This window comes from Variovorax sp. GW821-FHT09B01 (assembly GCF_059418345.1).
This window is the reverse complement of record NZ_JBWKPQ010000021.1, coordinates 115,075-138,136: the sequence shown is the minus strand read 5'-3', so window position 1 is coordinate 138,136 and position 23,062 is coordinate 115,075. Positions and strand designations below refer to the sequence as shown.

Annotated in this window: 24 protein-coding genes; 6 read left to right on the top strand and 18 right to left on the bottom strand. The window is 70.5% G+C overall.

The window, feature by feature from the left end; genetic code table 11:
• Positions 1–17 precede the first annotated feature (17 nt).
• Entirely contained in the window at positions 18–1,322 is a 1,305-nt protein-coding gene (locus AC07RV_RS36315; protein ID WP_492715599.1) for a PA0049 C-terminal domain-containing protein, read from the bottom strand.
• Positions 1,323–1,772: 450 nt separating this feature from the next.
• On the opposite strand from AC07RV_RS36315, the gene AC07RV_RS36310 reads away from it, so the two are divergent.
• A complete protein-coding gene (locus AC07RV_RS36310; RefSeq protein ID WP_093347381.1) occupies positions 1,773–2,717 on the top strand; it encodes a LysR family transcriptional regulator in 945 nt (314 codons plus the stop codon).
• 28 nt (positions 2,718–2,745) lie between these two features.
• Here the strand turns inward: AC07RV_RS36310 and pxpA are convergent, their stop codons facing one another.
• From pxpA to AC07RV_RS36280, 6 genes are read right to left on the bottom strand one after another with little or no spacing between them, the layout of a single operon-like run.
• Complete coding sequence (gene pxpA, locus AC07RV_RS36305) at positions 2,746–3,483, bottom strand: 5-oxoprolinase subunit PxpA (RefSeq protein ID WP_296788286.1); 738 nt, start codon at positions 3,481–3,483, stop codon at positions 2,746–2,748.
• A gap of 43 nt (positions 3,484–3,526) precedes the next feature.
• A complete protein-coding gene (locus AC07RV_RS36300) occupies positions 3,527–4,534 on the bottom strand; it encodes a 5-oxoprolinase subunit C family protein (RefSeq protein ID WP_296788284.1) in 1,008 nt (335 codons plus the stop codon).
• Positions 4,531–5,193: a 5-oxoprolinase subunit PxpB gene (gene pxpB, locus AC07RV_RS36295; protein ID WP_093347389.1), complete on the bottom strand. Its 663-nt coding sequence runs from the start codon at positions 5,191–5,193 to the stop codon at positions 4,531–4,533. Before pxpB ends, AC07RV_RS36300 begins: the two co-directional genes overlap by 4 nt.
• Positions 5,194–5,202: 9 nt before the next feature.
• On the bottom strand, positions 5,203–5,706 hold the full coding sequence (coaD, locus tag AC07RV_RS36290) for a pantetheine-phosphate adenylyltransferase (RefSeq protein WP_057596071.1): 504 nt from the start codon (positions 5,704–5,706) through the stop codon (positions 5,203–5,205).
• A 44-nt stretch (positions 5,707–5,750) separates the two neighbouring features.
• Positions 5,751–6,407 carry an RsmD family RNA methyltransferase gene (locus AC07RV_RS36285; protein WP_296788277.1) on the bottom strand — a complete coding sequence of 219 codons (657 nt, stop codon included), beginning with the start codon at positions 6,405–6,407 and terminating at the stop codon, positions 5,751–5,753.
• A gap of 38 nt (positions 6,408–6,445) precedes the next feature.
• Positions 6,446–7,081, bottom strand: coding sequence for a LysE/ArgO family amino acid transporter (locus AC07RV_RS36280; protein WP_093347394.1), 636 nt, complete (start codon positions 7,079–7,081; stop codon positions 6,446–6,448).
• Between the two features lie 75 nt (positions 7,082–7,156).
• Between AC07RV_RS36280 and AC07RV_RS36275 the strand changes: the two genes are divergently transcribed.
• On the top strand, positions 7,157–8,059 hold the full coding sequence (locus AC07RV_RS36275; RefSeq protein ID WP_296788273.1) for a LysR family transcriptional regulator ArgP: 903 nt from the start codon (positions 7,157–7,159) through the stop codon (positions 8,057–8,059).
• Positions 8,060–8,065: 6 nt separating this feature from the next.
• Here the strand turns inward: AC07RV_RS36275 and AC07RV_RS36270 are convergent, their stop codons facing one another.
• Both AC07RV_RS36270 and AC07RV_RS36265 read right to left on the bottom strand, forming a co-directional pair.
• Complete coding sequence (locus AC07RV_RS36270; protein ID WP_296788330.1) at positions 8,066–9,391, bottom strand: M16 family metallopeptidase; 1,326 nt, start codon at positions 9,389–9,391, stop codon at positions 8,066–8,068.
• Positions 9,392–9,486: 95 nt separating this feature from the next.
• Positions 9,487–10,929, bottom strand: a complete 1,443-nt coding sequence (locus AC07RV_RS36265) for a M16 family metallopeptidase (protein WP_296788270.1) — start codon at positions 10,927–10,929, stop codon at positions 9,487–9,489.
• A 29-nt stretch (positions 10,930–10,958) separates the two neighbouring features.
• On the opposite strand from AC07RV_RS36265, the gene ftsY reads away from it, so the two are divergent.
• Positions 10,959–12,242, top strand: a complete 1,284-nt coding sequence (gene ftsY, locus AC07RV_RS36260; protein ID WP_296788267.1) for a signal recognition particle-docking protein FtsY — start codon at positions 10,959–10,961, stop codon at positions 12,240–12,242.
• Between the two features lie 12 nt (positions 12,243–12,254).
• Here the strand turns inward: ftsY and AC07RV_RS36255 are convergent, their stop codons facing one another.
• The gene (locus tag AC07RV_RS36255) at positions 12,255–14,045 is read right to left on the bottom strand and encodes an ATP-binding response regulator (RefSeq protein WP_296788265.1); all 1,791 of its coding nucleotides are present in this window, start codon (positions 14,043–14,045) and stop codon (positions 12,255–12,257) included.
• Positions 14,046–14,055: 10 nt separating this feature from the next.
• Positions 14,056–14,781 (bottom strand): response regulator transcription factor, encoded by a 726-nt coding sequence (locus AC07RV_RS36250; protein WP_296788263.1) that lies wholly within the window; start codon positions 14,779–14,781, stop codon positions 14,056–14,058.
• Positions 14,782–14,957: 176 nt separating this feature from the next.
• On the opposite strand from AC07RV_RS36250, the gene AC07RV_RS36245 reads away from it, so the two are divergent.
• Together AC07RV_RS36245 and rpoH are read left to right on the top strand one after the other, a co-directional pair.
• Positions 14,958–15,428: an Mpo1 family 2-hydroxy fatty acid dioxygenase gene (locus tag AC07RV_RS36245; protein WP_296788260.1), complete on the top strand. Its 471-nt coding sequence runs from the start codon at positions 14,958–14,960 to the stop codon at positions 15,426–15,428.
• 171 nt (positions 15,429–15,599) lie between these two features.
• Positions 15,600–16,541, top strand: a complete 942-nt coding sequence (rpoH, locus tag AC07RV_RS36240) for an RNA polymerase sigma factor RpoH (RefSeq protein WP_057597535.1) — start codon at positions 15,600–15,602, stop codon at positions 16,539–16,541.
• 60 nt (positions 16,542–16,601) lie between these two features.
• On the opposite strand, the gene AC07RV_RS36235 is transcribed toward rpoH, so the two are convergent.
• From AC07RV_RS36235 to AC07RV_RS36210, 6 genes are read right to left on the bottom strand one after another with little or no spacing between them, the layout of a single operon-like run.
• Positions 16,602–17,465 carry a DNA alkylation repair protein gene (locus AC07RV_RS36235; protein WP_296788257.1) on the bottom strand — a complete coding sequence of 288 codons (864 nt, stop codon included), beginning with the start codon at positions 17,463–17,465 and terminating at the stop codon, positions 16,602–16,604.
• 4 nt (positions 17,466–17,469) lie between these two features.
• Entirely contained in the window at positions 17,470–18,087 is a 618-nt protein-coding gene (locus tag AC07RV_RS36230; RefSeq protein ID WP_208512971.1) for an SCO family protein, read from the bottom strand.
• Between the two features lie 3 nt (positions 18,088–18,090).
• Positions 18,091–18,996, bottom strand: a complete 906-nt coding sequence (gene cyoE / locus AC07RV_RS36225; protein WP_208512970.1) for a heme o synthase — start codon at positions 18,994–18,996, stop codon at positions 18,091–18,093.
• Positions 18,993–20,231: a COX15/CtaA family protein gene (locus tag AC07RV_RS36220; RefSeq protein ID WP_296788247.1), complete on the bottom strand. Its 1,239-nt coding sequence runs from the start codon at positions 20,229–20,231 to the stop codon at positions 18,993–18,995. The genes cyoE and AC07RV_RS36220 overlap by 4 nt, the downstream gene beginning before the upstream one ends.
• A 43-nt stretch (positions 20,232–20,274) precedes the next feature.
• Positions 20,275–20,955, bottom strand: coding sequence for a redox-active disulfide-containing membrane protein (locus tag AC07RV_RS36215; RefSeq protein ID WP_093347419.1), 681 nt, complete (start codon positions 20,953–20,955; stop codon positions 20,275–20,277).
• Positions 20,942–21,790, bottom strand: a complete 849-nt coding sequence (locus AC07RV_RS36210) for an SURF1 family protein (protein ID WP_431510357.1) — start codon at positions 21,788–21,790, stop codon at positions 20,942–20,944. The genes AC07RV_RS36215 and AC07RV_RS36210 overlap by 14 nt, the downstream gene beginning before the upstream one ends.
• 27 nt (positions 21,791–21,817) lie before the next feature.
• Between AC07RV_RS36210 and AC07RV_RS36205 the strand changes: the two genes are divergently transcribed.
• Positions 21,818–22,048 (top strand): twin transmembrane helix small protein, encoded by a 231-nt coding sequence (locus tag AC07RV_RS36205; protein ID WP_093347422.1) that lies wholly within the window; start codon positions 21,818–21,820, stop codon positions 22,046–22,048.
• 77 nt (positions 22,049–22,125) lie between these two features.
• Here AC07RV_RS36205 and AC07RV_RS36200 read toward each other — a convergent pair whose 3' ends face one another.
• The gene (locus AC07RV_RS36200) at positions 22,126–23,007 is read right to left on the bottom strand and encodes a cytochrome c oxidase subunit 3 (RefSeq protein WP_093347424.1); all 882 of its coding nucleotides are present in this window, start codon (positions 23,005–23,007) and stop codon (positions 22,126–22,128) included.
• Between the last annotated feature and the right edge of the window lie 55 nt (positions 23,008–23,062).

Sequence of the window (23,062 nt, the reverse complement as noted above, 5' to 3'; positions counted from 1 at the left end):
GTCGTTCTCCCGGGAAATCACAGGGCAGGCGGCGAAGCCAGGCTCCGGGCCACCTCGATGACCAGGTTGCGAGATTGCTCGACGATCTTGTCACGCTCGGTCTCGAACTCCCGATCGGTGAGGCCTCTAGGAATCTTCAGGGTCGGCGTGTGGATGTGGCCTGCCGGGATATCGAGCCGGAAGACGTCGCGCAGCAAGGTGTTGCGATACGCGCTGGCGTTGGACAGGTAGTTGCCGCCCCCGCCCTGCAGCGCGCAGTTCAGCTCTTGCGGATTCGGCTTCGTTCCCTCGGGCGGAAAAAGAGCGTCGAGGGTGCACTCGATGACATCGTAATCGTCGTTCCGAGCCACTTTCCAGTCGCCCGTGGCCGCATCGATCATTCTCTGGAACGGCAGGCTTGCGACGGTGAACTGCGACGGCGCATCCTTCGACCATGGCGTGGGCGAATACCCCAACCAGCGTTCCGGCGGGTTGATCTCGCAATCCTGGTTCGAGGGAAGGCCGGTGCACGGAGGCCTCAGGTTGTCGTTGCCGGCGGCGGAGAAGTGATAGCGCCCGTTGTAGTGCTCCAGGTCGAAGCTGTTGCGCCCCTGGCTCATGGTGATCGACGCATCGACGCGCTTGCCGCCGGGCTTGAACCAGGGCCCCAGCGTGTCCTCCTGCATGCCGGCGAGGAACGGACCGTAGTTGACGGGCAGGATGAAGGTGCGGATCACCGCGGTCGTGCCGTCGGCCAGCGCCACGGTCTGGCCATCGAGCGAGAGGATGGTCGCGCCCGAGGGGTTGCCTCTGAGCAGTCCGATGTCGCCGGACTCGACCCCGGCATCCGAACTCGGCTCGCCGAGCGAGAACGGATCGAAGCCGCTCACCAGGATCCGCCTGTGGCCCGCGCCTTCGGGGAAATCGATCGAAAGCTGCCCGCGCGATGCACGCTCGAACTCGTTCTGCAGCGCGGCGCGCTGCGCGTCCGTCAGCGCGAACTCGGGCTTCCACTGGCGCAGCGCGAGCGTCATCGTCAGGCGTGCCCAATAGAGCATGCGGTCGTCGCTCTTGGCCAGCGTGCCCTGGACCGACCGGCCCTGCACGCGGTCGAGCGCCGCCTGCCAGAGCTTGCGGCCCTCGGCGTGCAGCAGCGCCACCGCCTCGTCGTAGCTCGAGGCGCCGGCCAGGCCGTCGCTGCAGAGCTTGGCGGCGAAGTCGGGGCCGAAACGGTCGAATCCGCTGGCCTGCAGCAGTTGCTGCGAATAGCTCAGTGCATCGCTGGCGGCGATCTTGTTGGGCAGGCGCCGCTCCTCGTAGGAGGCCTCCACGGCGCTGTCCATCGCGCACTTGGCGCGCACGGCCGGCGGTGGCGGCGCGGGCGGCGGCGGCGGTGCCGGTGGGGTGGGCGGCTGCGTGCCACCGGCGGCGGCGATCGCAGCCAGCACCGCCGGGTCGACACCCCCGCCCCCACCTCCGCCACCGCAGCCGGCGACCGCCAGCGCGCAAATCCCCAGGGCGGCACCGATCCTGGCGCGCCTTGCCTTCGCTTTCTTCATTCGATCTCTCCCTGATCCAGTACCTGACAGCAACGAAAAACAAAACAGCAACCCGCTGGCACGGCTCCTGCAGCGTTCGGTCAGAGACCGAAGCTGCCGCCGGGGGGCGGGTTGCACCGCTTACGTGTGCGACAACTTGATGAAAACATGAGCAATTGATCGAGTCGAACGAGTTTTTGTTAAACAACCCGATAACAAAAGTTCAACGATGCTCGGACCAGGGAGAGGCAGAAGATGAACACCCGTTTCCTCGAAACGCTGGTCATGCTCGACCGGCTCAAGAGCTTCCGAGAGACGGCGCAGATGCTCTGCGCCACCCAGGCCGCGGTGTCCAAACGCATCGAGGCGCTGGAAGAAGAGCTCGGCGTGCAGCTGGTCGACCGCTCGCAGCGCTCGCTGCGGCTCACGCGCATCGGCGAGCAGGTGGTGGCGCAGGCCGAGCAGATCCTCGCGCTCGAGAAGCAGCTCAAGCGCTCGGTGCAGCCCGATGCGCCGCCCTCGGGGCGCGTGCGCATCGGCGTGATCGAGACGGTGGTCCACACCTGGCTCACGCCGCTGATCCACCTGCTGAGCGCGCGGCTGCCCGCGGTCGAGCCCGACATCACGGTCGACACGGCGCACAACCTGCGCGAGCAGTTCCGGCAGCGCAAGTTCGACCTGCTGATCCAGAACGACGACGTCTCCGAACTCGCGCGCAGCGGCGAGTCGGTGCTGCTGCCGCTGTGCAGCTTCCCGATGCGCTGGGTGGCGCGCCCGACCTTGCTGCCGCATGCGCGCACCTTGCGGCTCGAGGACCTCGAGCGGGTGCCGCTTCTGACCTTCTCGCGCACCTCGGGCCCGCGCGCGCACGTGAAGGCGCTGTTCGCGGGGCGCGCCGCGGAGCCGCGCGTGTGCAGCTTTCCGTCGGTGCAGTCGATCATCCAGCTGACCAAGGGCGGCTTCGGCGTGGCCGCGATCCCGCCGGTGTTCGTGCGCCAGGAACTGGCGGCCGGCGAGCTCGAGGTGCGCGACGGCCCCGCGCTGCCGCCGATGGCGATCAGCCTCGCGCATGCCGAGGGCACGGCGCCCGCGGTCCAGGCGGTGGCTCGGCTCACGCGCACCGTGGTGGCCGACTACTGCGAGGAGATCGGGCCGCGCTGGGTGAGTGCGCTGGCCTGCGAGGAAGCACTGCCCGCCTGAGCGGCGGATGCGCCGTCGCGCGGCTTCGTCAGTCCGCGCGCACCTCGATGCCTTCGGACAGCAGCCGCTCGCGGATGCGGCGCGCGAAGGCCAGCGCATGCGCGCCGTCGCCATGCAGGCAGACGGTCTGCGCATTGACCGGCACGATGCTGCCGTCGATGGCCTTGACCTGGCGCTCGCGCACGAAGGCCAGGGTCTGGGCGATGGCCTGCGCGTCGTCCTCGATCAGCGCGCCGGGCTGGCTGCGCGGCACCAGGCTGCCGTCGGGCATGTAGCCGCGGTCGGCGAACACCTCCTCCACCGGCACGAGGCCGGCGCGGCGCGCGGCGTCGATCATGCCGCTGCCCGCGAGGCCGAAGAACTTCAGCGCAGGATCGAAGCGGCGCACGGCCTCGCACAGCGCGTCGGCGAGTTCGGGCTCCTTCACCGCCTGGTTGTAGAGCTGGCCGTGCGCCTTCACGTGCGCGAGCCGGCCGCCCTCGGCCTTGACGATGGCCGCGAGCGCGCCGACCTGGTAGAGCACGTTGGAGACGATCTCGTCGGGCGGCAGGTGCATGGTGCTGCGGCCGAAGTTCTCGCGGTCGGGAAAGCTGGGGTGCGCGCCGATGGCCACGCCGTGCGCGACGGCCCAGCGAACGCACTGGTGCATGGTCTTCGGGTCGCCCGCATGCCAGCCGCAGGCGATGTTGGCCGAGCTCACGAGCCCGAGCAGCGCTTCGTCGCTGCCGGCGCCTTCGCCGAGGTCCGCGTTGAGGTCGATGTGCATGGGAGGACTCCTGGAGCGATGCGGCGAATGGAAAGACCGCAGTCTATGCCGGGGTCGGCCAGCCCGCCGCCGCGAGGCCTTGCACCACCTGCGCGACGTAGCGCTGCTGCGCGGCCCAGGCCTCCAGCGCGGTGGCGGCATCGACCGGCACCAGCCGCAGGTTGCCGTCGAGCGGCGCCTGCGCGAGCTTCCAGAGGTCGGCGCGGATCACCACGCCGATGCGCGGATAGCCGCCGGTGGTCTGGGCGTCGCCCATCAGGATGATCGGCTGGCCCGAGGGCGGCACCTGGATCGTGCCGGGGATCACGCCCGAGGACAGCATGTCGGTGGCGCGCTTGCGCCGCAGCTCGGCGCCGCTCGCGCTCGCGAGCCGGCTGCCCATGCGGTTGCTCTGCGGCGTGATGCGCCAGCGCTCGCCCCAGAGCTGGTCGCGCGAGGCGACCGTGAACTGCTCGAACTCGGGGCCGGGCAGCACGCGCAGAGCGATGGCGCCGTCGGCCGCGGCATCGCGCTCCCACTCGGGACCGCGCACCCCGAAGGCGCGCCGCGCGCGCTGCGCCTCGGCCAGCGCCGACTCGCCCAATGGCAGCCGGTCGCCCTTGCGCAGCGCACGGCCTTCGTGGCCGCCGAAGCCGGCCTTGAGATCGGTGCTGCGCGAGCCGAGCACGGGCGGCACGTCGATGCCGCCCGCCACCGCGAGCCAGCTGCGCAGGCCGGCCTTGCCGCCCGCGTTGGCACTCGCGAGCCGCAGCGTCTGCCCGGCCGCGACCGGCACGCTCCAGCACGGCCACAGCGGCTGGCCGTCGAGCGTGGCGCCGAAGTCGTCGCCCACCAGCGCGATGCGCGTGTCGGTCTCGAAGCGCAGCACGCTGCCGCCCAGGGTCAGCTCGAGCCCGGCCGCACCGGTGGCGTTGCCCACCAGCCGGTTGGCAATCGCCAGCGCCAGCGTGTCGAGCGCGCCGCCCGGGCAGATGCCGAGCTGGCGATGGCCGTGGCGCCCGAGGTCCTGCACCGACGCCAGCGGGCCGGGCTTCTCGATCAGGAGCGTCATGGCCGCAGGCTTTCGACGACGAAGCGCACGCGGTCGCCGGGCCGCAGCAGGGTCGGCGACGCGGCCAGCGGATCGAAGAGCGCGACCTCGGTGCGCCCGATCAGTTGCCAGCCGCCCGGCGAGCGCAGCGGATAGATGCCGGTCTGCTCGCCGCCGATGCCGACCGAGCCCGGAGGCACGGCCGTGCGCGGTTCGGCGCGACGCGGCGTGGCGAGCGCGGCCGGCAGTCCGCCGAGGAAGGCGAAGCCCGGCAGGAAACCCAGCAGGTAGACCACGTACTCGGCCGCGGCATGGCGGCGCACCACCTCGGTGGTCGACAGGCCGGTGTGGGCCGCCACGTCCGCGAGGTCGGGACCGTGCTCGCCGCCGTAGGCCACGGGAATCTCGATGTCGCGGCCCTCGATGCCGCCGGCCTCGAGCCGCGGCCAGGCCTCGAGCACGCGCGCGCTCAGCGCCTCGAGGTCGACCGCGGTCGGATCGAAGGTCAGCGTGAGGTTGTTCATGCCCGGCAGCACTTCGCCGACGCCGCTCCAGCGGCCGGCCTCGCGCGCCAGCGCCCAGATCTTCTGCTGCTGGACGAACGTGGCGGGACCGGGCAGGTCGCACAGCAGCGCCGCGTCGCCCAACAGGTGCAAACGGGGCGCCAGCGCGCCGCTCATCGGCGGCGCCTACTCTCTGCCGAGGCTTCGGACCTTGGCCGCGAGCTGCTGTTCGACGTTGGGCGAGACGAACTTGTGCACCTCGCCGCCGAGCATCGCGATCTCGCGCACGAAGGTGCTGGAAATGAACTGGTACTTGTCGCTGGGCGTGAGGAACACGGTCTCGACGTCGGGCATCAGCGAGCGGTTCATGCCCGCGAGCTGGAACTCGTAGTCGAAGTCGGTGACGGCGCGCAGGCCACGCACCATGGCCTTGCCGCCGCGCGCCACGACGAAGTCGCGCAGCAGGCCCGAGAAGCTCTCGACCGAGACCTGGTCGCTGTAGGGCTTGACGGCTTCGCGCGCCATCTCGATGCGCTCCTGCAGCGTGAAGAGCGCCTTCTTGTGGTGACCGGCCGCCACGGCGACGATCACCTTCGAGAACAGTTGGGTCGCACGCCGCACCACGTCCTCGTGCCCGAGGGTGATGGGGTCGAAAGTGCCGGGATAAACCGCGATCACGTTGCTGGCCATGGTTGCTACCTCCTCATGCAGCCGATGCGGCTTGGGTCGGCGGATTATGCAGTGCCGTGTGCGGCATGCATCAAAAGGTGTGCATGCACCGCGCCGGCCTTCAAGTGACGGAACACGACGAGGCCGAGCGCGGCCGCCTCCTCGTCGCTCCAGCGCCGCGGTGCCTCGAGGTAGATGGCACCGCCCGCGCGAACCGCGCGCGCGGCGGCGCGCAGCGCGGGTTCGTAGAGCGTGGTGCTGTCGAAGGGCGGGTCGAGGAAGACCACGTCGAGGCTCGCGGCCGGCGCGCGCTCGAGCGCCGTGACGCCGTTGCCGCGCTCCACGCGCACCGCCTCGGCGGCGAGCTTGGTCTTGGCGGCCTGGATCTGCGCGACCAGCGCGGCGTCCTGCTCGCACAGCAGCACGCCGGCCGCGCCACGCGACGCGGCCTCGAGGCCGAGCGCGCCGGTGCCCGCGAAGGCATCGATGCACTGCCAGCCCGGCAGCTCGCCGCCACCGGCGCCGGCCAGGCTCGCGAGCCAGTTGAACAGCGTCTCGCGCACGCGGTCGGGCGTGGGGCGCAGGCCGGGCTTGTCGGCGACGGCGAGGCGGGTGCGTTTCCACTGGCCGCCGATGATGCGCACCTCGTGCGCGCGCGCCGGACGCGCGGGGGAAGAAGTCGTTGGGGTGCGCGAGGGCGCGGCGGCAGGCTTGCGGGGCATGCGGCGAGCTTAACGCGCCCGCCCGGCCCCACCGCTGCTCAGAAGCCCGCGATGGCGCGCCGCGCGAGCAGCGCCGCCAGCACCAGCATCGTGCCGCCGATCAGCGCGTCGAGCATCTGCCAGGCGCGCGGCCGCGCGAACACCGGCGCCAGCAGTCGCGCGCCGTAGCCGAGGGCCGAGAACCACAGCGCGCTCGCGAGCGCCGAGCCGGCCACGAACCATCCCTTGAGCGAGCCCGCGTACTGCGCGCCGGTGCTGCCCACGAGCAGCACGGTGTCGAGGTAGACGTGCGGGTTGAGCAGCGTGAAGCCCGCGGCCTGGGCCAGCACCGCGGTGCGCGACAGCGAACTGCCCTGCGTGACCGTGCGCAGCGCACCGGCCGCGCGCGAACGCCACAGCGCGCGCAGCCCGTAGCCGGCGAGGAACAGCGCGCCGAAGCCGGCGAGCGCGGTGGCCAGCATCGGCCGGCCCTGGAGCGCCTGCGCCATGCCGGCCACGCCGGCCGAGATCAGCACCGCGTCGCTCACGGCGCAGAACAGCACGACCGCGCTCACGTGCTCGCGGCGCAAGCCCTGGCGCAGCACGTAGGCGTTCTGCGCGCCGATGGCGACGATGAGCACCAGGCTCATGAAGAGCCCGTTGAGGAAGGCGGTGGTGACGAGTTCGGCAGACATGGTGCGAGCTTGCCGTCGCGCGCGAATTAACTCAAACTAAACTTCCTTAAGCCAGTTCAGTTTTGCTTCATCCACATGCTCGACTACGCCGCCCTCAACGCCCTGGCCACCGTGGTGCGCGAAGGCAGCTTCGAGCGCGCGGCCCGCGCGCTCAACGTCACGCCCTCGGCGGTGTCGCAGCGCGTGAAGCTGCTCGAGGAGCGCATCGGCGGCGCGCTGCTGGTGCGCGGCCAGCCCTGCGTGGCGACCGAGGCCGGGCTGCAGCTGTGCCGGCATGTCGAGCGCGTGGGCATGCTCGAGCACGAGCTGCGCGATGCGCTGCCGGTGCTGGGCGCCGGCGAGGCCGGCGAGCGGGTCACGGTGCGGGTGGCGGTCAATGCCGACAGCCTCGCGACCTGGTTCGTAGGCGCGGCCGCCGCCTTCTCGCAGCAGCACGGCGCACTGCTCGACCTCACGGTCGACGACCAGGACCACACGGCCGAGCGCCTGCGCAGCGGCGCGGTGCTGGCGGCGGTCACCGCGCTGGCGCAGCCGGTGGCCGGCTGCAACAGCGAGGCGCTGGGCACCATGCACTACGTGGCGGCCGCCAGCCCGGCCTTCGTGCAGTCGCACTTCGCCAAGGGCGTGGGCGCGCGCACGCTGGCGCAGGCGCCGAGCCTGGTGTTCGACCGCAAGGACGCGCTGCAGGCGCGCTGGGTGCGGCGCATCTGCCATCGCGAGGTCGAGACGCCGCGCCACTGGCTGCCCTCGCCGCAGGCCTTCGTCGAGGCCGCGCGCGCGGGCATGGGCTGGGGCATGCATCCGCTGAGCATGGTGGCGCAGGCCCTGGGCGACGGCTCGCTGGTGGAGCTGGTGCCGGGCTCGCGGCTGCCGGTACCGCTGTACTGGCAGCAGGCGCGCGCGGCGCCGCGGCTGCTCGCACGGCTCGGCGATTGCGTGCGCGCCGCCTCGCGCACGGGGCCGCACGCGCTGGCCTGAAGCGGCCTATTTGCTGTCCTGCGGCTTGGCCTGCGGGTCGCTGCCCACCACCACCGTCACCATGCGATCGGGCTGCAGCTTGCGCGCGAACGCGGCCTTGATGTCGGCGGCGGTCACGGCATTCATGCGCGCGGTCCAGGTGTCGAGGTAATCGAGCGGCAGGTCGTTCCAGGCGATGTTGGCGACGTTGCCGATCAGCTTGCGATTGCTGTCGAGCAGCAGCGGAAAGCCGCCGATCAGGTTGTCCTTCGCGGCCTTGAGCTCGTTCTGCGTGGGCCCCTCGGCGACGAACTTCGCGAGCACCTCGCGCGCCACCTTCACCGCCTCGGCCGCCTGGTCGGGCCGGGTCTGGAAGCCGACGCGGAACGCGCCCGCGTCGAGCCCCGGCGCGAAGCCGCTGTAGACGCTGTAGGTCAGGCCGCGCTTCTCGCGCACCTCGTCGGTCAGGCGCGAGACGAAGCCGCCGCCGCCGAGGATGTAGTTGCCGAGGTTGAGCGCGAAGTGGTCGGGGTCCTTGCGCGGATAGCCGGGCTGGCCGATGTAGACATGGGTCTGCGCCGACTCGAAGGGAATGCGCACCTCCTTCGATTCGGCCAGCGCCGGCACCGGTGCGATCGCGGGCAGCGGCGTGCAGGCCTCGGGGCCGGGCAGCCGCGACAGCATCGCGTTGGCGATGCCCTCGGCCTGCGCGCGCGTCACCGCGCCCACGATGCTGAGCTTGGCGCGGCACGGCACGATCAGTTGCTGATAGCGCTGGCGCATGGCCGCGGTGTCGATGCGCGCGAGCGTGGCCTCGGTGGTCTGCTGGCCATAGGGATGGCCGCTGTAGACCGCGGTCGCGAAGGCACGCGCCGCGACCGTCGCGGGCTTGGTGTTGCCCTCGCGGATCGAGGCGGAAAGGCGCTCGCGTTCGCGCTGCCAGATGTCGTCGGGGAAGGTGGGTTCGCCGATCACGCGCGCGGCCAGCGCCACCGCCTTGTCGAGCAGCTTGGAGTCGGCAAGGCTGCGCAGCGTGTAGCTGGTGCGGTCGTTGCTGGCGCTGACGTCGAACTCGGCGCCCAGATCGGCCCAGGCCTCGCCCAGCGCGTTCTGGTCGAGCGCGGGCTCGCCGTCGCGGCCGGCGCGCACGCCCTTCTCGACCATGGTCGAGCTCACGCTCGCGAGGCCGGCCTGGTCGGCGGGATCGCGCCGGCTGCCGGCATCGAAGTCGACCTCGACGTCGACGATCGGCAGCGCCTGCGAGGACACGAGGTAGATCTTGGCGCCGTTGGCCAGCGTCCAGTGTTCGATCGGCAGCGCGGCCTGCGCGGCCAGGGCGGCGAAGCCGAGCATGGCCAACACGCCGGTGCGCAGCAGGCGGCCGGCGATGGCCGGCTTGGAATGGGAGAGAGACATGGGGATCTGACCTTCGAGCGATGCGGCGGCGTTCAACGCAGTTCTCCCGCGGGAGCGGCGAAGCCGCGGGCACGGGGCCGCGCATCGGGCGGCAGCGGGACCAAGGTGGCCACGGTGAGCTGGTCGTCGCCGAAGTACTTGGCGGCCACCGCCTGCACCTGCGCGGCGGTCACGGCCTGCAGCTTCGCGATCATGCGCGGGTCGGCATCGAGCGGCAGGCCCTGCACCCAGTTGCTGCCGAGTTCGCGCGCCTGCGCCATCACCGAATCGCGCTTGTAGGTCTCGCTCGCCACCCACTGCGTCTTGACGCGCGCGAGTTCGGCCTCGCCCACGCCTTCCTTGGCGATGCGCGCGACCTGCGCGCGCAGCGCGGCCTCAACCTGCGCGGCTGTCTTGCCGGCCGCGGGCACGCCCGCCAGGCCGAACAGCTGCGGACCGCGTCCCATCAGCCCCGAATAGGCACCGGCCGAATCGGCCACGCGCTCGGGTCCCTGCGTGAGCGCGCGGTCGAGCCGCGAGCCGGTGTAGCCGTCGAGCACGGCCGACAGCACCTCGAGCGCCCAGGCGTCGCTCTCGGCATCGATGCTCTCGAGCTGCGGGATGCGGAAGGCCAGCGAGACGTAGGCCTGCTCGGCCGGCGCCTTGAACTCGATGCGGCGGATGCCGCGCTGCGGCGGCTCGATGCGCGGCTTGCGCACCGGCACCGCGCGCGCGGGGATGCCGCCGTAGTACTTCTCGGCCAGCGCGCGCACCTTGTCGACGTCGACATCGCCGGCGATCACGATCGCGGCATTGGCGGGCACGTACCAGCGGCGGTGGAACTCGCGCACGTCCTCGGGCGTCATCGCGTCGAGGTCGCTCATCCAGCCCACCACCGGCCGGTGGTAGGGCGAGGCGATGAAGACGGCCGCGCTCTGCTGTTCGCCGAGCAGGGCGCGCGGCTGGTCCTCGGTGCGCATGCGGCGCTCTTCCTTGACCACCTCGATCTCGCGCTTGAACTCGTCGTCGGGCCACTGGTTGTTGGCGAAGCGGTCGGATTCGAGCTTCATCACCTGCTCGAGGCTGCCGACCGGGATCTGCTGGTAGTAGCCGGTGTAGTCGCGCGTGGTGAAGGCGTTCTCCTGCCCGCCCAGCGCCGCCACGCGGCGCGAGAACTCGCCGGGCTTGATCGATTGGGTGCCCTTGAACATCATGTGCTCGAGCGCATGGGCCACGCCCGAGGTGCCGTCGACTTCGTCGATCGAGCCCACGCGCACCCAGACCATCTGCACCGCGGTCGGCGAGCGCCGGTCGGGCTGCACGATCAGGGTCATGCCGTTGGAGAGGGTGAACTGCTGGGGACCGGGGGCGGAGGCAGTGGCTGCGGTGGCCGGGGGCGATGGCTGTTGCGCCTGCGCGGGCAAGCCCCAGGGCGCCGCGAACGCCAGGGCCAGCACCGCACCAGACGCAGCGCGGCGTGGCGAGGGGTGTTTCATAGAATGGCTCCGATTCTAAAAAGCGCCCGATGTTCAGTTTCTTCAAGAAAAAACCACCCGCGGAAACGCCCGAAGCACCGGCCCCGCAGGCGCCAGCGATCCCGCCGGCCGAACCTGCCCCCGCCGCGGAGAGCGCGCCCTCGCGCTCGGTGTTCTCGCCCTCGAGCTGGTTCGGCGCGAAACCGGCGGCGAAGGAAGTGCCGGCCGCGGTACCGGTGGCACCGCCTGCGGCGACGCCGGCACCGATCGCTGCGCCCGCCGTGCCCACGGTCCAGCCCGCGGCGCCGGCGCCTGTCGCACCGCCACCTGTCGCACCGCCGCCGCCGCCCGCCGTCGACCTCCCGATCCTCGCGCCGGCCCCCGCGCCGGTGCCGGCACCGGTGCTCGAGGTCGCTCCGCCGCCCGCGCCCGAGCGCCGGGGCTGGCTCGACAAGCTCAAGACCGGCCTGCGCAAGACCGGCACCGGCATCCAGGCGGTGTTCGTCAATGCCCAGATCGACGAGGCGCTCTACGAAGAGCTCGAATCCGCGCTGCTGATGGCCGATGCCGGCGTGAAGGCCACCGAATACCTGCTCGACGACCTGCGCCGCCGCGTGAAGAGCCAGATGGCGACCGACGCATCGCAGGTCAAGCGCCTGCTGGCCGAGGCCATCGCCGACCTGCTGCGCCCGCTCGAGAAGCCGCTGGAGATCGGCCGCCACACGCCCACCGTGATCATGGTCGCGGGCGTGAACGGCGCGGGCAAGACCACCTCCATCGGCAAGCTCACCAAGCACCTGGCCAACGAAGGCGCCTCGGTGCTGCTGGCCGCGGCCGACACCTTCCGTGCCGCAGCGCGCGAGCAGCTGCTGGTCTGGGCCGACCGCAACACGGTGGAGATCGTGAGCCAGGAAGGCGGCGACCCTTCCGCCGTGAGCTTCGACGCGGTGAACGCCGGCAAGGCGCGCGGCAAGGACGTGGTGCTGGTCGACACCGCGGGCCGGCTGCCGACCCAGCTGCACCTGATGGACGAGCTCAAGAAGATCAAGCGCGTGGTCAACAAGGCCGACGCCACCGCGCCGCACGAGGTGCTGCTGGTGATCGACGGCAACACCGGCCAGAACGCGCTGGCGCAGGTCAAGGCCTTCGACGAGACGCTGGGGCTGACCGGGCTGGTCGTGACCAAGCTCGACGGCACGGCCAAGGGCGGCGTGCTGTGCGCGATCGCGCGCGAGCGGCCGATCCCGGTCTACTTCATCGGCGTGGGCGAGAAGCTCGAAGACCTCGAGACCTTCGACGCGCGCGAGTTCGCGCAGGCATTGCTGGGCAACTGAGGGGCCTGCTCCTCAGCGGGCGAGCACCGCCTCGCTCATCGCCTCGAGCAGCCGGTTCGCCACCACCGGCTTGAACAGCACCGGCACGCGCGACTCGCGCACGCGCAGCAGACGGTCGGGCGAGGTCTCGCCGGTGATCAGCAGCAGCGGCGTGGCGACGTCGCCGGCCCGGCTCAGACGCAGGCCGGCATCGAGGCCGTCGGCACCATCGGCCAGCCGGTAGTCGCACAGCAGCAGCTCGAAGGGACGGCCCTCGCCGCGCGCCTGCGCCAGCGCCCGCGCGGCCGACGCCTCGTCGCCCACGGCCTGCGCCTCGACCGCATGCGAGCGCAGCAGGCCGGTCATGGCCTCGCGGATCTCCTGCTCGTCGTCGAGCAGCAGCACGCGCGCGGGCAGCCGCGCCGCGCCGCGGCGGCGCTGTTCCTCGGCATCGGCCGCCGCGGCCTGCGGCGGAAACGGCCCGGCCAGCGCGCTGGCCTGCGCGTTCGCGGCCTGCACCACCAGCCGGAAATGCGTGCCGCGGCCCAGGCGCGAATGCATCTGCACCGGATGGCCGAGCAGGCGCGAGAGACGCTGCACGATCGACAGCCCGATGCCCAGCCCGTGCGAGCGATCGCGGCCCGGGTTGTCGACCTGGTAGAACTCCTCGAAGATCCGGCCCGACTGCTCGGGCGCGATGCCGATGCCGGTGTCGCGCACCTCGATCCAGACCGTCTCGCCGCGGTGGCGCGCGATCACCGTCACGCCGCCGCTGGCGGTGTACTTGAGCGCGTTGTCCATCAGGTTCGACAGCATGCGGTGCAGCAGCTGCGGATCGCTGCGCACCCACAGGCCGCTGGCGCGCACGCGCAACTGCAGCGACTTCTGCTCGGCGCGCGCCGAGAAGGTGTGGTTGAGCGGCAGGAACAGCGCGTCGAGCTGCACCGCCTGCACCTCGGGCACGACCACGCCGGCGTCGAGCCGCGAGACGTCGAGCATGGTGTCGAGCGAGGCGCCGAGCGCGTTCACGGCGCGCATCAGCCGTTCGGCATTGCGGCCTTCGGGGCGGTTGCGCAGTTCGTTCTCGAGCGCCGCGCCGAACAGCGCGATGGCGTGCAGCGGCTGGCGCAGGTCGTGGCTGGCGGTGCCGAGGAAGCGGGTCTTCTCGAGGCTGGCGCGCTCGGTGGCCGCGATCTGCTCGCCCAGCCGCGCGGCCAGCGCCTCGTTCTCGAAGCGCAGCATCAGCGAATCGGTCAGGAGCCGATGCTGGCGGATGCCCGCATGCAGGGTCAGCATCAGGTAGGCCGCGCCGGCCGCGGCCAGGAACAGGTGCAGCCCGTCGCCCTGCCAGGCCAGCGCGGTGATCATGCCCAGCGACATCGGCAGCGTGTAGCCGAACAACGCGGGCTTCAGCGGCCACAGCGACTGCGAGGCACGCGCGCAGCTGCCGACGATGACCGCCATCAGCAGCGAGGTCATCGGCAGGTTGCCGGCCGGCACGACCAGCCAGGGCACGACGGCCGTGACCATGCTGACCAGCGTGACCAGGCGCGAGATCTTGCGCGCCCAGTACGGGCTCTCGACGGCCGGCCGCGCCGGGTACCAGCGCGGCGTGAAGAAGACGTAGATGTCGGCCAGCACCATGCCGGCCATCCAGAACAGCAGCCGCGGGTCGTGCAGCTGCGCGTAGAGGATGGCGCCGAACACCGCCACGAAGCAGAGGTGGGTCAGCGTCGAGGCGCTGTAGGTGTCGTAGACCGAGGCGACGTGTTCGCGCAGCACGCGCTGGCCGAGAACGACGTCGGCGGCCGGGTCGTTCAGCACCGCGCGCCGTTCAATGCAGGGTGCTGATCAACTGGGCCCGCGAGCGCATGCCGAACAGCAGCAGGATGGTCGACACGTGGTTCTTCACCGTGCCTTCGCTCAGGTTGGCGAGCTGGGCGATCTCCTTGTTCGCCTTGCCCTCGAGCACCCATTGCAGCACCTGCATCTGGCGCGGCGTGAGTTCCTGCCAGGCGCTGGCGTGGGCGAACTCGGCATAGCCGGTGAGCGCCTTCGGCACGGCCGGCGGCGGCGACTGGGCGGCATCGGGGTCGAGCAGGCCGCAGGCGCGGATGAAGCTGACCACTTCCTTGAGGTCGGCCGACTTGGGCAGGAAAGCGCTCGCGCCCAGCGCCAGCACGCCCTGCGCCAGCGTGCTGTTGCCGGTGCCCGAAAGCACCACGATGCGGGCCTCGGGATAGCGCAGGCGGAACTCGGCCAGGCCGCTCAGGCCATGGGTGTCGGGCAGCGCGAGGTCGAGCAGCACCAGGCCGATGGCTTCCTGGTGCGCCTCGTAGAGCTTGAGCGCGTCGGCGACGTTGCCGGCCTCGTAGACCTCGATCGCGGCGCCCGAGGAGGTCGCCTGGGCCTGGACCAGCGCGCAGACGCCGAGCCGCAGCAGGTCGTGGTCGTCGACCACCAGGATCGCGGTGCGGCCGCGCGGCGCGATGCCGGCCTGCGCCGCCGAGGACGGGGGAGTGGAGGAGGAAGAGGGATCGAGCGGAGCCACGCGCCGCATCTTAGCGGTGCACCCAGGGCGCGACAGTGCCGGAAGTCATGGCGATCCCCGCGATGGCCGCTCGGTGTAATGCTATTGTTTATATAGCACTTGCCAGCAAAGCCGGCGCGGGGCACCATCGGCGGATTCCATCGCGGGCCGCAACGAACGGACCGCACGAGCCACGGAGACACGCCATGCCGCACACCGCCACCGCCCACGCGCCCGAGGCCGCCAGCGACCGCAAGGTCGACCGCCTGCTGGCCCACTACGAACAGAGCCACCGGCACCCGACGAATGAGCTGATCCACTTCGTCGCGATCCCCGCGATCACGGTCAGCCTGGTCGGGCTGATCTTCGCGATCCACCCCTGGGCCGCCTACGCCTTCCTGCTGGCCAGCCTCGTCTACTACCTGACGCTGCGCTCGCCGGTCCTCCTGCTCGCGATGGGCATCCAGACCGCCATCCTGCTGGCGCTGGTCCATGCCATGGGCAGCCTTGTGTTGCCGATTTCCGCCGCCATCTTCGTGGTGGCCTGGATCTTCCAGTTCATCGGCCACAAGATCGAGGGACGGAAACCTTCGTTCTTCGAAGACATCCAATACCTCTGGGTCGGGCCGCTGTTCGTGGTGTCCAAGCTGCTGCTCAAGCTGGGCATTCGCTGGTAAGTACCCGCTTACGGGGCTTTGCCGGCTGCAAGTCGGACAAGACCACGGCCTTCCAGGGCCGCCGGCCGACAGCCCTTGCCTATCGGCCCGATAGAGACTTTAGGGGAACCCTTGCCTTAGCACTCCCTCAAACCGAGTGCTAATATGGCCAATACGAAGGAGTTTCCCCTGATGACATCCCTGTCTGGAGCCTCTGCCAACCAGCTCGCCGTCGCCAACCCCTGGTCGATGGTGCCCCCGCTGGGTAACCTGGATGCTTACATTTCGGCCGCCAACCGCCTGCCGCTGCTCACCCTCGAGGAAGAGCAGGGCTTCGCCCGCCGTTTGCGCGACCACAACGACCTCGAAGCGGCCGGTGCGCTGATCCTCTCGCACCTGCGCCTCGTGGTGTCCATCTCCCGCCAGTACCTGGGCTACGGGCTGCCGCACGGCGACCTGATCCAGGAAGGCAACGTCGGCCTGATGAAGGCCGTGAAGCGTTTCGACCCCGACCAGGGCGTGCGGCTGGTGAGCTACGCGATGCACTGGATCAAGGCCGAGATCCACGAGTACATCCTGAAGAACTGGCGCATGGTCAAGGTCGCGACGACCAAGGCCCAGCGCAAGCTGTTCTTCAACCTGCGCTCGATGAAGCAGGGCTTCAAGGCCGACTCGGCCGCGGCCGACACCGGCACGCACCGCGAAACGCTGAGCGCCGACGAGGTGACGCAGATGGCCGCGCGCCTGAACGTGAAGCCCGAGGAAGTGCTCGAGATGGAAACCCGGCTGTCGGGCGGCGACGTGCTGCTCGACCCGAGCCCGAACGACGACGGCGAGGAAGCCTTCGGCCCGATCGCCTACCTGGCCGACGCGACGCAGGAACCCACCGCGCTGCTCGAATCGCAGCAGCGCGACCGCCTGTCGAGCGACGGCATCGCGACCGCGCTCGAGGCCCTCGACGCGCGCAGCCGCCGCATCGTGGAAGAGCGCTGGCTCAAGGTCAACGACGACGGTTCGGGCGGCATGACCCTGCACGACCTGGCCGCGGTCTATGGCGTGAGCGCCGAGCGCATCCGCCAGATCGAGGTGGCCGCGATGAAGAAGATGAAGAAGGCACTGGCCGATTACGCCTGATCGGCTTCTTCCGCCCCTTCGAACGAGCCCGGCCCCGCGCCGGGCTTTTTCATGGGCGAATCAACCCGAGGTCTTGGCGAGCGTGCGCAGCGCGCGCTTGGCGATGTAGCGCGTCTCGGGCGTGTTCGATTCCTTCATCCAGCGCGCGCACACGCCATCGACCCACTCCGCCTGCGTCTTGCTCGCGTCGTTGAGCCAGTTGGCGACCGAGTTCTGCACGTAGCGGCTGCCGTCGGCGCGCAGCGGTTCGAGCAGCGGCAACGCGCGCCAGGGCTCGGCCTTCAGCGCCTCGATCTGCGCGCACCACACGCCGCGCGGTCGCGTGAGTTCGCTCGCGAAGCGGCGGATGTTCGGATCCTCGTCGCGCACCCACGGCTGCAGCAGCGCGAGCGCCTCGTCGAGCGAGCCGACGACCGCGTCGCGCACCGCCATCCAGGCGATCTCTCGCACGCCGAAATGCGGATCGGCCGCGAAGCGCCGCACCGCCTCGAGCTGCCCGGCCAGCGGCAATTGCGACAGCGTGACCCACTGCGCCGCCCAGCAGCGCGCGACGTCGCTGGCATGCGTGGCGAGCCGGTGCGCAACGGCGTCGCGTTCGTCGTGCAGCGCAGCGAGGTCGTACAGCGCCCGCGCGATGTGGCCGTGCCGCTGCATCGGCTTGAAGGCACTCAGCATCGCCAGCGTGTCGACCAGCCGCTCGCTCGCCGCGTCGAGGCCGATGTGGCCCGCCACGCTGCGCGCCAGCTGCGGCAGTTCGAGTGCGAGGAATTCGTTGAGGTTGACGGTCTCGATCAGCCCGTCGTTGAGCGCGCGCAGCACCTCGGGCGGGATCAGCGCGATGCGGAACGCGCCCTTGCGTGCCTTCAGGTGCTCGACCGCTTCGATCGCTGCGGCGAGGCTCGCGACCTCCGTGCCGGGCGCCATCGGCTCAGGCCGCCAGCAGGGTCTTGATGTCGGCCACCATCGGCGGCACGCCGGCGCCGTAGCGCGCGTACAGCCGCAGCCGGCCCTGCGGGTCGTAGACGAAGCTCGCGGCCGAGTGGTCCATCGAGTAGCTGGTGGGCGTCTTGCCGTCGACCTTCTTGTAGTAGACCTTGAAGTCCTTGGTCGTGGCGGCCAGCTCGTCGGCCGTCGGGATCAGCGCGACGAAGCTGGGGTCGAAGGCGCCCATGTAGGCCTTCATCACCTCGGGCGTGTCGCGTGCCGGGTCGACCGTGACGAACACCACCTGCAGCTTGTCGCCGTCGGCGCCGAGCTGCTGCTTGACCTGCGCCATCTCGGTCATGGTGGTCGGGCAGACGTCGGGGCACTGCGCGTAGCCGAAGAACAGCACGACCACCTTGCCCTTGAAGTCGGCCATGGTGCGCAGCTTGCCGTCGGCATCCTTGAGCGAGAAGTCGCGCGCGTAGTCGGCGCCCGTGATGTCGACCGCATTGAAGCTCTGCTTGGTCTCGTTGCAGCCCGCGAGGCCCAGCCCCACGGTGGCGGACACGGCCGTCCAGCCCGCGCCGGCGGCGATCAACTTCAGGGCATTGCGCTTGTTCATGGATCAGCGGAGGTAATGGTCGACGAGCAAGGCCGCGAACAGCACGCTCAGGTGGATCAGCGAGAACCGGAAGGTCTTGCGCGCCAGGGTGTCGGAGTAGTTGCGCCACAGCGCGAAGGCGTAGCCGGTGAAGCCCACGCTCACGACCACCGCCACCGCGAGGTAGAGCCAGCCGCTCATGCCGTAGATGAAGGGCATCAGGCAGCCCGCGAACAGGATGAAGGTGTAGAGCAGCACCTGCAGCCGCGTGAACTCGTTGCCGTGCGTGACCGGCAGCATCGGCAGGCCGGCCTTGCGGTAGTCCTCGACGCGGTAGAGCGCCAGCGCCCAGAAGTGCGGCGGGGTCCACAGGAAGATGATGAGGAACAGGATCAGCGCCTCGGGCCCCACTTCGCCGGTCATCGCGGCCCAGCCCAGCACCGGCGGCATCGCGCCCGAGGCGCCGCCGATCACGATGTTCTGCGGCGTCAGCGGCTTCAGGATCACGGTGTAGATCACCGCATAGCCAACGAAGGTGGCGAAGGTCAGCCACATGGTGAGCGGATTGACGGTGAACCACAGCAGCACCGAGCCGGCGATGCACAGCGCGGCCGAGAACAGCAGCGCCTGGCGGTCGCTGAGCTCGCCGCGTGCGGTCGGGCGCCAGGCGGTGCGCTTCATCTTGGCGTCGATGCCCTTCTCGACCAGGCAGTTGAAGGCGGCCGCCGCGCCCGCCACCAGCCAGATGCCGATGCAGGCCAGCACGGCGCGCTGCACGTCGAGCCACGAGGGCGCGCCGGGCACGGCCAGCACCATGCCGATCAGCGCGCAGAAGACGATCAGCTGCACCACGCGCGGCTTGGTGAGCGCGTAGAACTGGCGCAGCACGCTCGCGCCATGCGCCTGCTGCAGGGGAATCGGGGTGCTCATCGGGGGACCTCCGCGCCGCGCAAGGGGGCGCCGGGTGGAACGGCAGGGTTCGCGCGCGACAGGCGGGCGCCGGCCGCCTGCTCGCGCCGGCTTTCGCACAGCGCCCAGACCAGCACCACCGCCAGCGCCGCGGCGCCGCCCGTGTGCAGCACGGCCGCCGCGAGCGGCCAGCCGAGCAGCACGTTGCCCAGGCCGGTGGCGAGCTGCAGCAGCGCGAGGCCGGCGAGCCAGCCGGCCTGCGGCCGCAGGCTGTCGATGCGGCGCATGCGCCAGGCCAGCAGGCCGAGCGCGACGAACACGAGATACGCCAGCAGCCGGTGCGCGTAGTGGATGGCGGTGAGCGCCGCGAAATCGAGCGGTACGCCCTCGCCGGTCACGCCGAGATGGCGCCAGATCTCGAAGCCCTGCGCGAAATTCATCGGCGGCCACCAGCTGTCCTGGCAGGTCGGGAACTGCGTGCAGGCCAGCACCGCGTAGTTGGTGCTGACCCAGCCGCCGAGCGCGATCTGCAGCACCAGCAGCACCGAGGTCGCGATCAGCCCGTTGCGCAGCGCCGGCGACACCGGCGTGGGCAGGCGCTGCGCGGCCACCTGGCGGTAGCGCACGGCCTGGATGCACAGCAGCGCGAGCAGCACCACGGCGCCCAGCAGGTGCAAGGTGACGATGGCGGGAAAGAGCTTCCAGGTGACGGTGAGCGCGCCGAAGGCCCCCTGCAGGCAGACCCAGACCAGCGTGGCCGCGGGCCACCAGGCGCTGAGCGCGGCATGGTCTGCGCCTTGCCGCACCGACGAAGGCGCCGCCCTCGCCTGCTGGCTCTGCCGCGCGCGCACCACCCAGGTCGCGACCGCGAGCACCGTGATCAGCGCGCCGACGCCGGTGGCAAGGTAGCGGTGGACCATCTCGACCCAGGCCTTGCTGTGCGTCACCGGGCCGGTGGGCTGCGCGGCCTGCGCCATCGCGATCTCGTGGCGCGCGCCCACCGGGCTCGCGTTGCCGTAGCAACCGGGCCAGTCGGGGCAGCCCAGGCCCGAATCGGTGAGGCGCGTGAAGGCGCCGAACAGCGTGAGGTCGAAGGTCAGGAACAGGGTGAGCACGGTCAGCGCATGCAGCCGCCGCGCCGGGCCGGCTCCCGCGTTGCGCCGCCACACCCAGACCAGCGGCCCGAGCGCGATCAGCGCGCCGGCCGCCAGCAGCCAGGCGATCGGCGTGAGGTCGTAGAGCGAGCTGGAGTCCATCTTGATTGAAAGCGTCGTGCGTCTTCGTCGTCGTGCGTCGTGCTCAGCGGCCCGGCTCGTCCCACGAGGCGGAGGCGCGCAGCAGACGGTCGAGGTCGCGCTTGGCGCGGCCCGCGCCCTTGGCATCCATGCGCGCGGGGAAGCGCATCATGAAGTTGCCCATCGGGTCGACCACGAACAGGTGTTCGGCCAGCGTGTGGCCGGCTTCGGGCGTGAACCACCTGGCGAGCTGTTCTGGCGGCAGGCGCAGCACGGTGGCGCCGCGCAGGCCGTTCTCAAGGCGCTCGGGCACGGGCGCGGCATCGCTGACCAGCCAGACGCGGTCGAGCCGGTCCTTCTCGCGGCCCAGCACCTCGCGCAGCTGGCGCTGCAGGTAGAGCTGCTGCTCGCACAGCGCGTCGCAGGCGGCATCGCCCACCGCCACCAGCAGCCACTGGCCCTTGAGCGTCTGCAGGCTGACCGGCGCGCCCGCGCGGTCGGCGGCGGTCAGCGCGGGCATCTCGTGCTGCGGATCGATCAGCTGGCCGTAGACGCTGCGGCCTTCGGGCCGGATCACGTAGTAGGTGAAGTACGAGGCGATCACGGGCGCCGCGCACATCAGCATCACGGCGATCATCTTCCAGCGCCCGACGACCGTGCGGCGGCCCTCCGCGCCGTCGAGCGCCTGGGTCGGCGACGGCATCGAGTGCACGGTCAGCCCCAGCGGCTCGTCAGCGGACTGCATCGCGGCGTGCGCGGCGCGAGCGCCGGAGGGGGGCAATGAATTGGAACCAGACATAGAGGATCACCACGAGGGCCGACAGGCCGAACCACTGGAATGCATAGCCATAGTGTTTCTCCAGGCCCAGCGCGGGCGCCGGCCAATCGCGCTGCAGGCCCTCGGAAGCAGGCCCGGTCTGCTGCAGCGACACGTCGGTGCGCAGCGGCAGTTGCGTTTCGGCACGGAAGCCTTCGAGGTCGAGATTCTGCCGGATGGGCGAAGACCCCTCGCCAGCCGGTGCCGAGGCCGGCGCGGCGGGCTTGCCGAGCTCGAGCAGGTGGCCCGGCGGCGGCTCGATCAGGCCGGTGACGTCGACGAGGCCGGCCGGCGTCTCGACCGCGCTCAGTTGCGTGCGATCGTTGAAATTGCGCTGGATCCAGCCGCGCTGCACCATCACCGTCTGGTTGCTGCCCTCGAGCGCAAGCGGCGTCAGCACGTAGAAGCCGGGCACGCCATGCATCTGGCGGTTGTCGAGGTAGACCGACTGCGCCGCGAGCCACAGCCCGCGCAGGTGCACGGGGCGGTGCAGCATCTCGGCCGGACGCTCGAGCGCGAGGAAATCGGCCTGCTCGAGCGGCGGCTTGAGCTTCTGGCCGTCGATCTCGGCCTGCAGCGCCTCCTTCTGCGCCGCGCGCGAGAGCTGCCAGCGGCCCAGCGAGATGGTCGAGGAGACGGTGACCAGCGCGGCGATGGTCATCAGCCAGAAGCGGGCCCAGGTCCAGCCGCGGTCGCTGCGCTGGCGGGAGGAGGCGGTGTCCGGCGCGCGGCCGGGAGGCGGGGTCAGGGGGTCGGGAGTCACTGGAACGCGGGTGGCAGGCGGCCGATAATGCGGGTCATGAAATACTTCGTTGCCCTGTTGTTCGTGGGCATCTTCGCGAGCCTGGCTTTCGCGCTCTTCTACATGTTGAAGGACGGTCGCAACGGGCGCGCCAAGAGCGGCGGCATGGCGCGCGCGCTCACCTTTCGGATCGGCCTCTCGGTCCTTTTGTTCCTCTGCATGCTGCTGGCCTGGAAACTGGGCTACATCCAACCCACCGGGCTCCCTCTCGGCAAGTAGGTGGTGCTCGTTCCACGAGAACCATGAAAAAGGCGCCTGACGGCGCCTTTTTTGTGGAATGCCGCGAGGTGCTTCGCTCAAAGCCAATAGACCAGCATGTAGAGGCCCAGCCACACCACGTCGACGAAGTGCCAGTACCAGGCAGCGCCTTCGAAGCCGAAGTGGCGCTCGGGCGTGAAGTGGCCCTTCTGCAGGCGCAGCGTGATGAACAGCAGCATCAGCATGCCGATGAACACGTGCAGGCCGTGGAAGCCGGTCAGCATGAAGAAGGTCGAGCCGTAGGTGCCCGAGCTGAGCTTGAGGTTCAGTTCGGTGTACAGGTGGTAGTACTCGTAGCCCTGCACGCCCAGGAAGATCACGCCGAGCAGCACGGTCAGCCACATGAAGCGGATGGTCTGCGCGCGATGGCCGGCACGCAGCGCGTGGTGGGCGATGGTCAGGGTCACGCCCGAGCTCAGCAGCAGCGCAGTGTTGATCGTGGGCAGCCAGAACGGGCCGACGGTCTGGAACGGCTCGACGATGCCGGCCGGCGAACCGGTCACGCCGGCCGCGACACTGGGCCACACGGCCTTGAAGTCGGGCCACAGCAGCGCGTTGTCCAGGCTGCCGAGGTTCGGCAGCGCATGGGTGCGGGCCCACCACAGCGCGGTGAAGAAGGCGCCGAAGAACATCACCTCGGAGAAGATGAACCAGCTCATGCTCCAGCGGTACGAGAGGTCGATCTTGTGGCCGTACTGGCCACTCTCGCTCTCGCCGATGGCGGCGCGGAACCACACGAACAGCGTGCCGAGCCAGATCAGCATGCCCAGCAGCAGCGACCACGCACCCCACTGGTGGCCGTTGATCCACTGCCCCGCGCCGAGGATCACGAAGAACAGGCCGATGGCGGACACGACCGGGTAGGCCGAGGGTCCTGGCACGAAGTAGTAAGGCGTGGTGCCGTGGGTGGTTGAACTCATATCAGCTCCTGGCTTTCTTTCTTCTCTCGATTCGATGGGTTCTGGGTAGCGTGGG

What these genes read in the sequence shown, in the direction of transcription:
- AC07RV_RS36315 (WP_492715599.1), bottom strand. Translation starts at nt 1,322, where the DNA reads ATGGACAGCGCCGTGGAGGCCTCCTACGAGGAGCGGCGCCTGCCCAAC.
- AC07RV_RS36310 (WP_093347381.1), top strand. Translation starts at nt 1,773, where the DNA reads ATGAACACCCGTTTCCTCGAAACGCTGGTCATGCTCGACCGGCTCAAG.
- pxpA (WP_296788286.1), bottom strand. Translation starts at nt 3,483, where the DNA reads ATGCACATCGACCTCAACGCGGACCTCGGCGAAGGCGCCGGCAGCGAC.
- AC07RV_RS36300 (WP_296788284.1), bottom strand. Translation starts at nt 4,534, where the DNA reads ATGACGCTCCTGATCGAGAAGCCCGGCCCGCTGGCGTCGGTGCAGGAC.
- pxpB (WP_093347389.1), bottom strand. Translation starts at nt 5,193, where the DNA reads ATGAGCGGCGCGCTGGCGCCCCGTTTGCACCTGTTGGGCGACGCGGCG.
- coaD (WP_057596071.1), bottom strand. Translation starts at nt 5,706, where the DNA reads ATGGCCAGCAACGTGATCGCGGTTTATCCCGGCACTTTCGACCCCATC.
- AC07RV_RS36285 (WP_296788277.1), bottom strand. Translation starts at nt 6,407, where the DNA reads ATGCCCCGCAAGCCTGCCGCCGCGCCCTCGCGCACCCCAACGACTTCT.
- AC07RV_RS36280 (WP_093347394.1), bottom strand. Translation starts at nt 7,081, where the DNA reads ATGTCTGCCGAACTCGTCACCACCGCCTTCCTCAACGGGCTCTTCATG.
- AC07RV_RS36275 (WP_296788273.1), top strand. Translation starts at nt 7,157, where the DNA reads ATGCTCGACTACGCCGCCCTCAACGCCCTGGCCACCGTGGTGCGCGAA.
- AC07RV_RS36270 (WP_296788330.1), bottom strand. Translation starts at nt 9,391, where the DNA reads ATGCTCGGCTTCGCCGCCCTGGCCGCGCAGGCCGCGCTGCCGATCGAA.
- AC07RV_RS36265 (WP_296788270.1), bottom strand. Translation starts at nt 10,929, where the DNA reads ATGAAACACCCCTCGCCACGCCGCGCTGCGTCTGGTGCGGTGCTGGCC.
- ftsY (WP_296788267.1), top strand. Translation starts at nt 10,959, where the DNA reads ATGTTCAGTTTCTTCAAGAAAAAACCACCCGCGGAAACGCCCGAAGCA.
- AC07RV_RS36250 (WP_296788263.1), bottom strand. Translation starts at nt 14,781, where the DNA reads ATGCGGCGCGTGGCTCCGCTCGATCCCTCTTCCTCCTCCACTCCCCCG.
- AC07RV_RS36245 (WP_296788260.1), top strand. Translation starts at nt 14,958, where the DNA reads ATGCCGCACACCGCCACCGCCCACGCGCCCGAGGCCGCCAGCGACCGC.
- rpoH (WP_057597535.1), top strand. Translation starts at nt 15,600, where the DNA reads ATGACATCCCTGTCTGGAGCCTCTGCCAACCAGCTCGCCGTCGCCAAC.
- AC07RV_RS36235 (WP_296788257.1), bottom strand. Translation starts at nt 17,465, where the DNA reads ATGGCGCCCGGCACGGAGGTCGCGAGCCTCGCCGCAGCGATCGAAGCG.
- AC07RV_RS36230 (WP_208512971.1), bottom strand. Translation starts at nt 18,087, where the DNA reads ATGAACAAGCGCAATGCCCTGAAGTTGATCGCCGCCGGCGCGGGCTGG.
- cyoE (WP_208512970.1), bottom strand. Translation starts at nt 18,996, where the DNA reads ATGAGCACCCCGATTCCCCTGCAGCAGGCGCATGGCGCGAGCGTGCTG.
- AC07RV_RS36220 (WP_296788247.1), bottom strand. Translation starts at nt 20,231, where the DNA reads ATGGACTCCAGCTCGCTCTACGACCTCACGCCGATCGCCTGGCTGCTG.
- AC07RV_RS36215 (WP_093347419.1), bottom strand. Translation starts at nt 20,955, where the DNA reads ATGCAGTCCGCTGACGAGCCGCTGGGGCTGACCGTGCACTCGATGCCG.
- AC07RV_RS36205 (WP_093347422.1), top strand. Translation starts at nt 21,818, where the DNA reads ATGCGGGTCATGAAATACTTCGTTGCCCTGTTGTTCGTGGGCATCTTC.
- AC07RV_RS36200 (WP_093347424.1), bottom strand. Translation starts at nt 23,007, where the DNA reads ATGAGTTCAACCACCCACGGCACCACGCCTTACTACTTCGTGCCAGGA.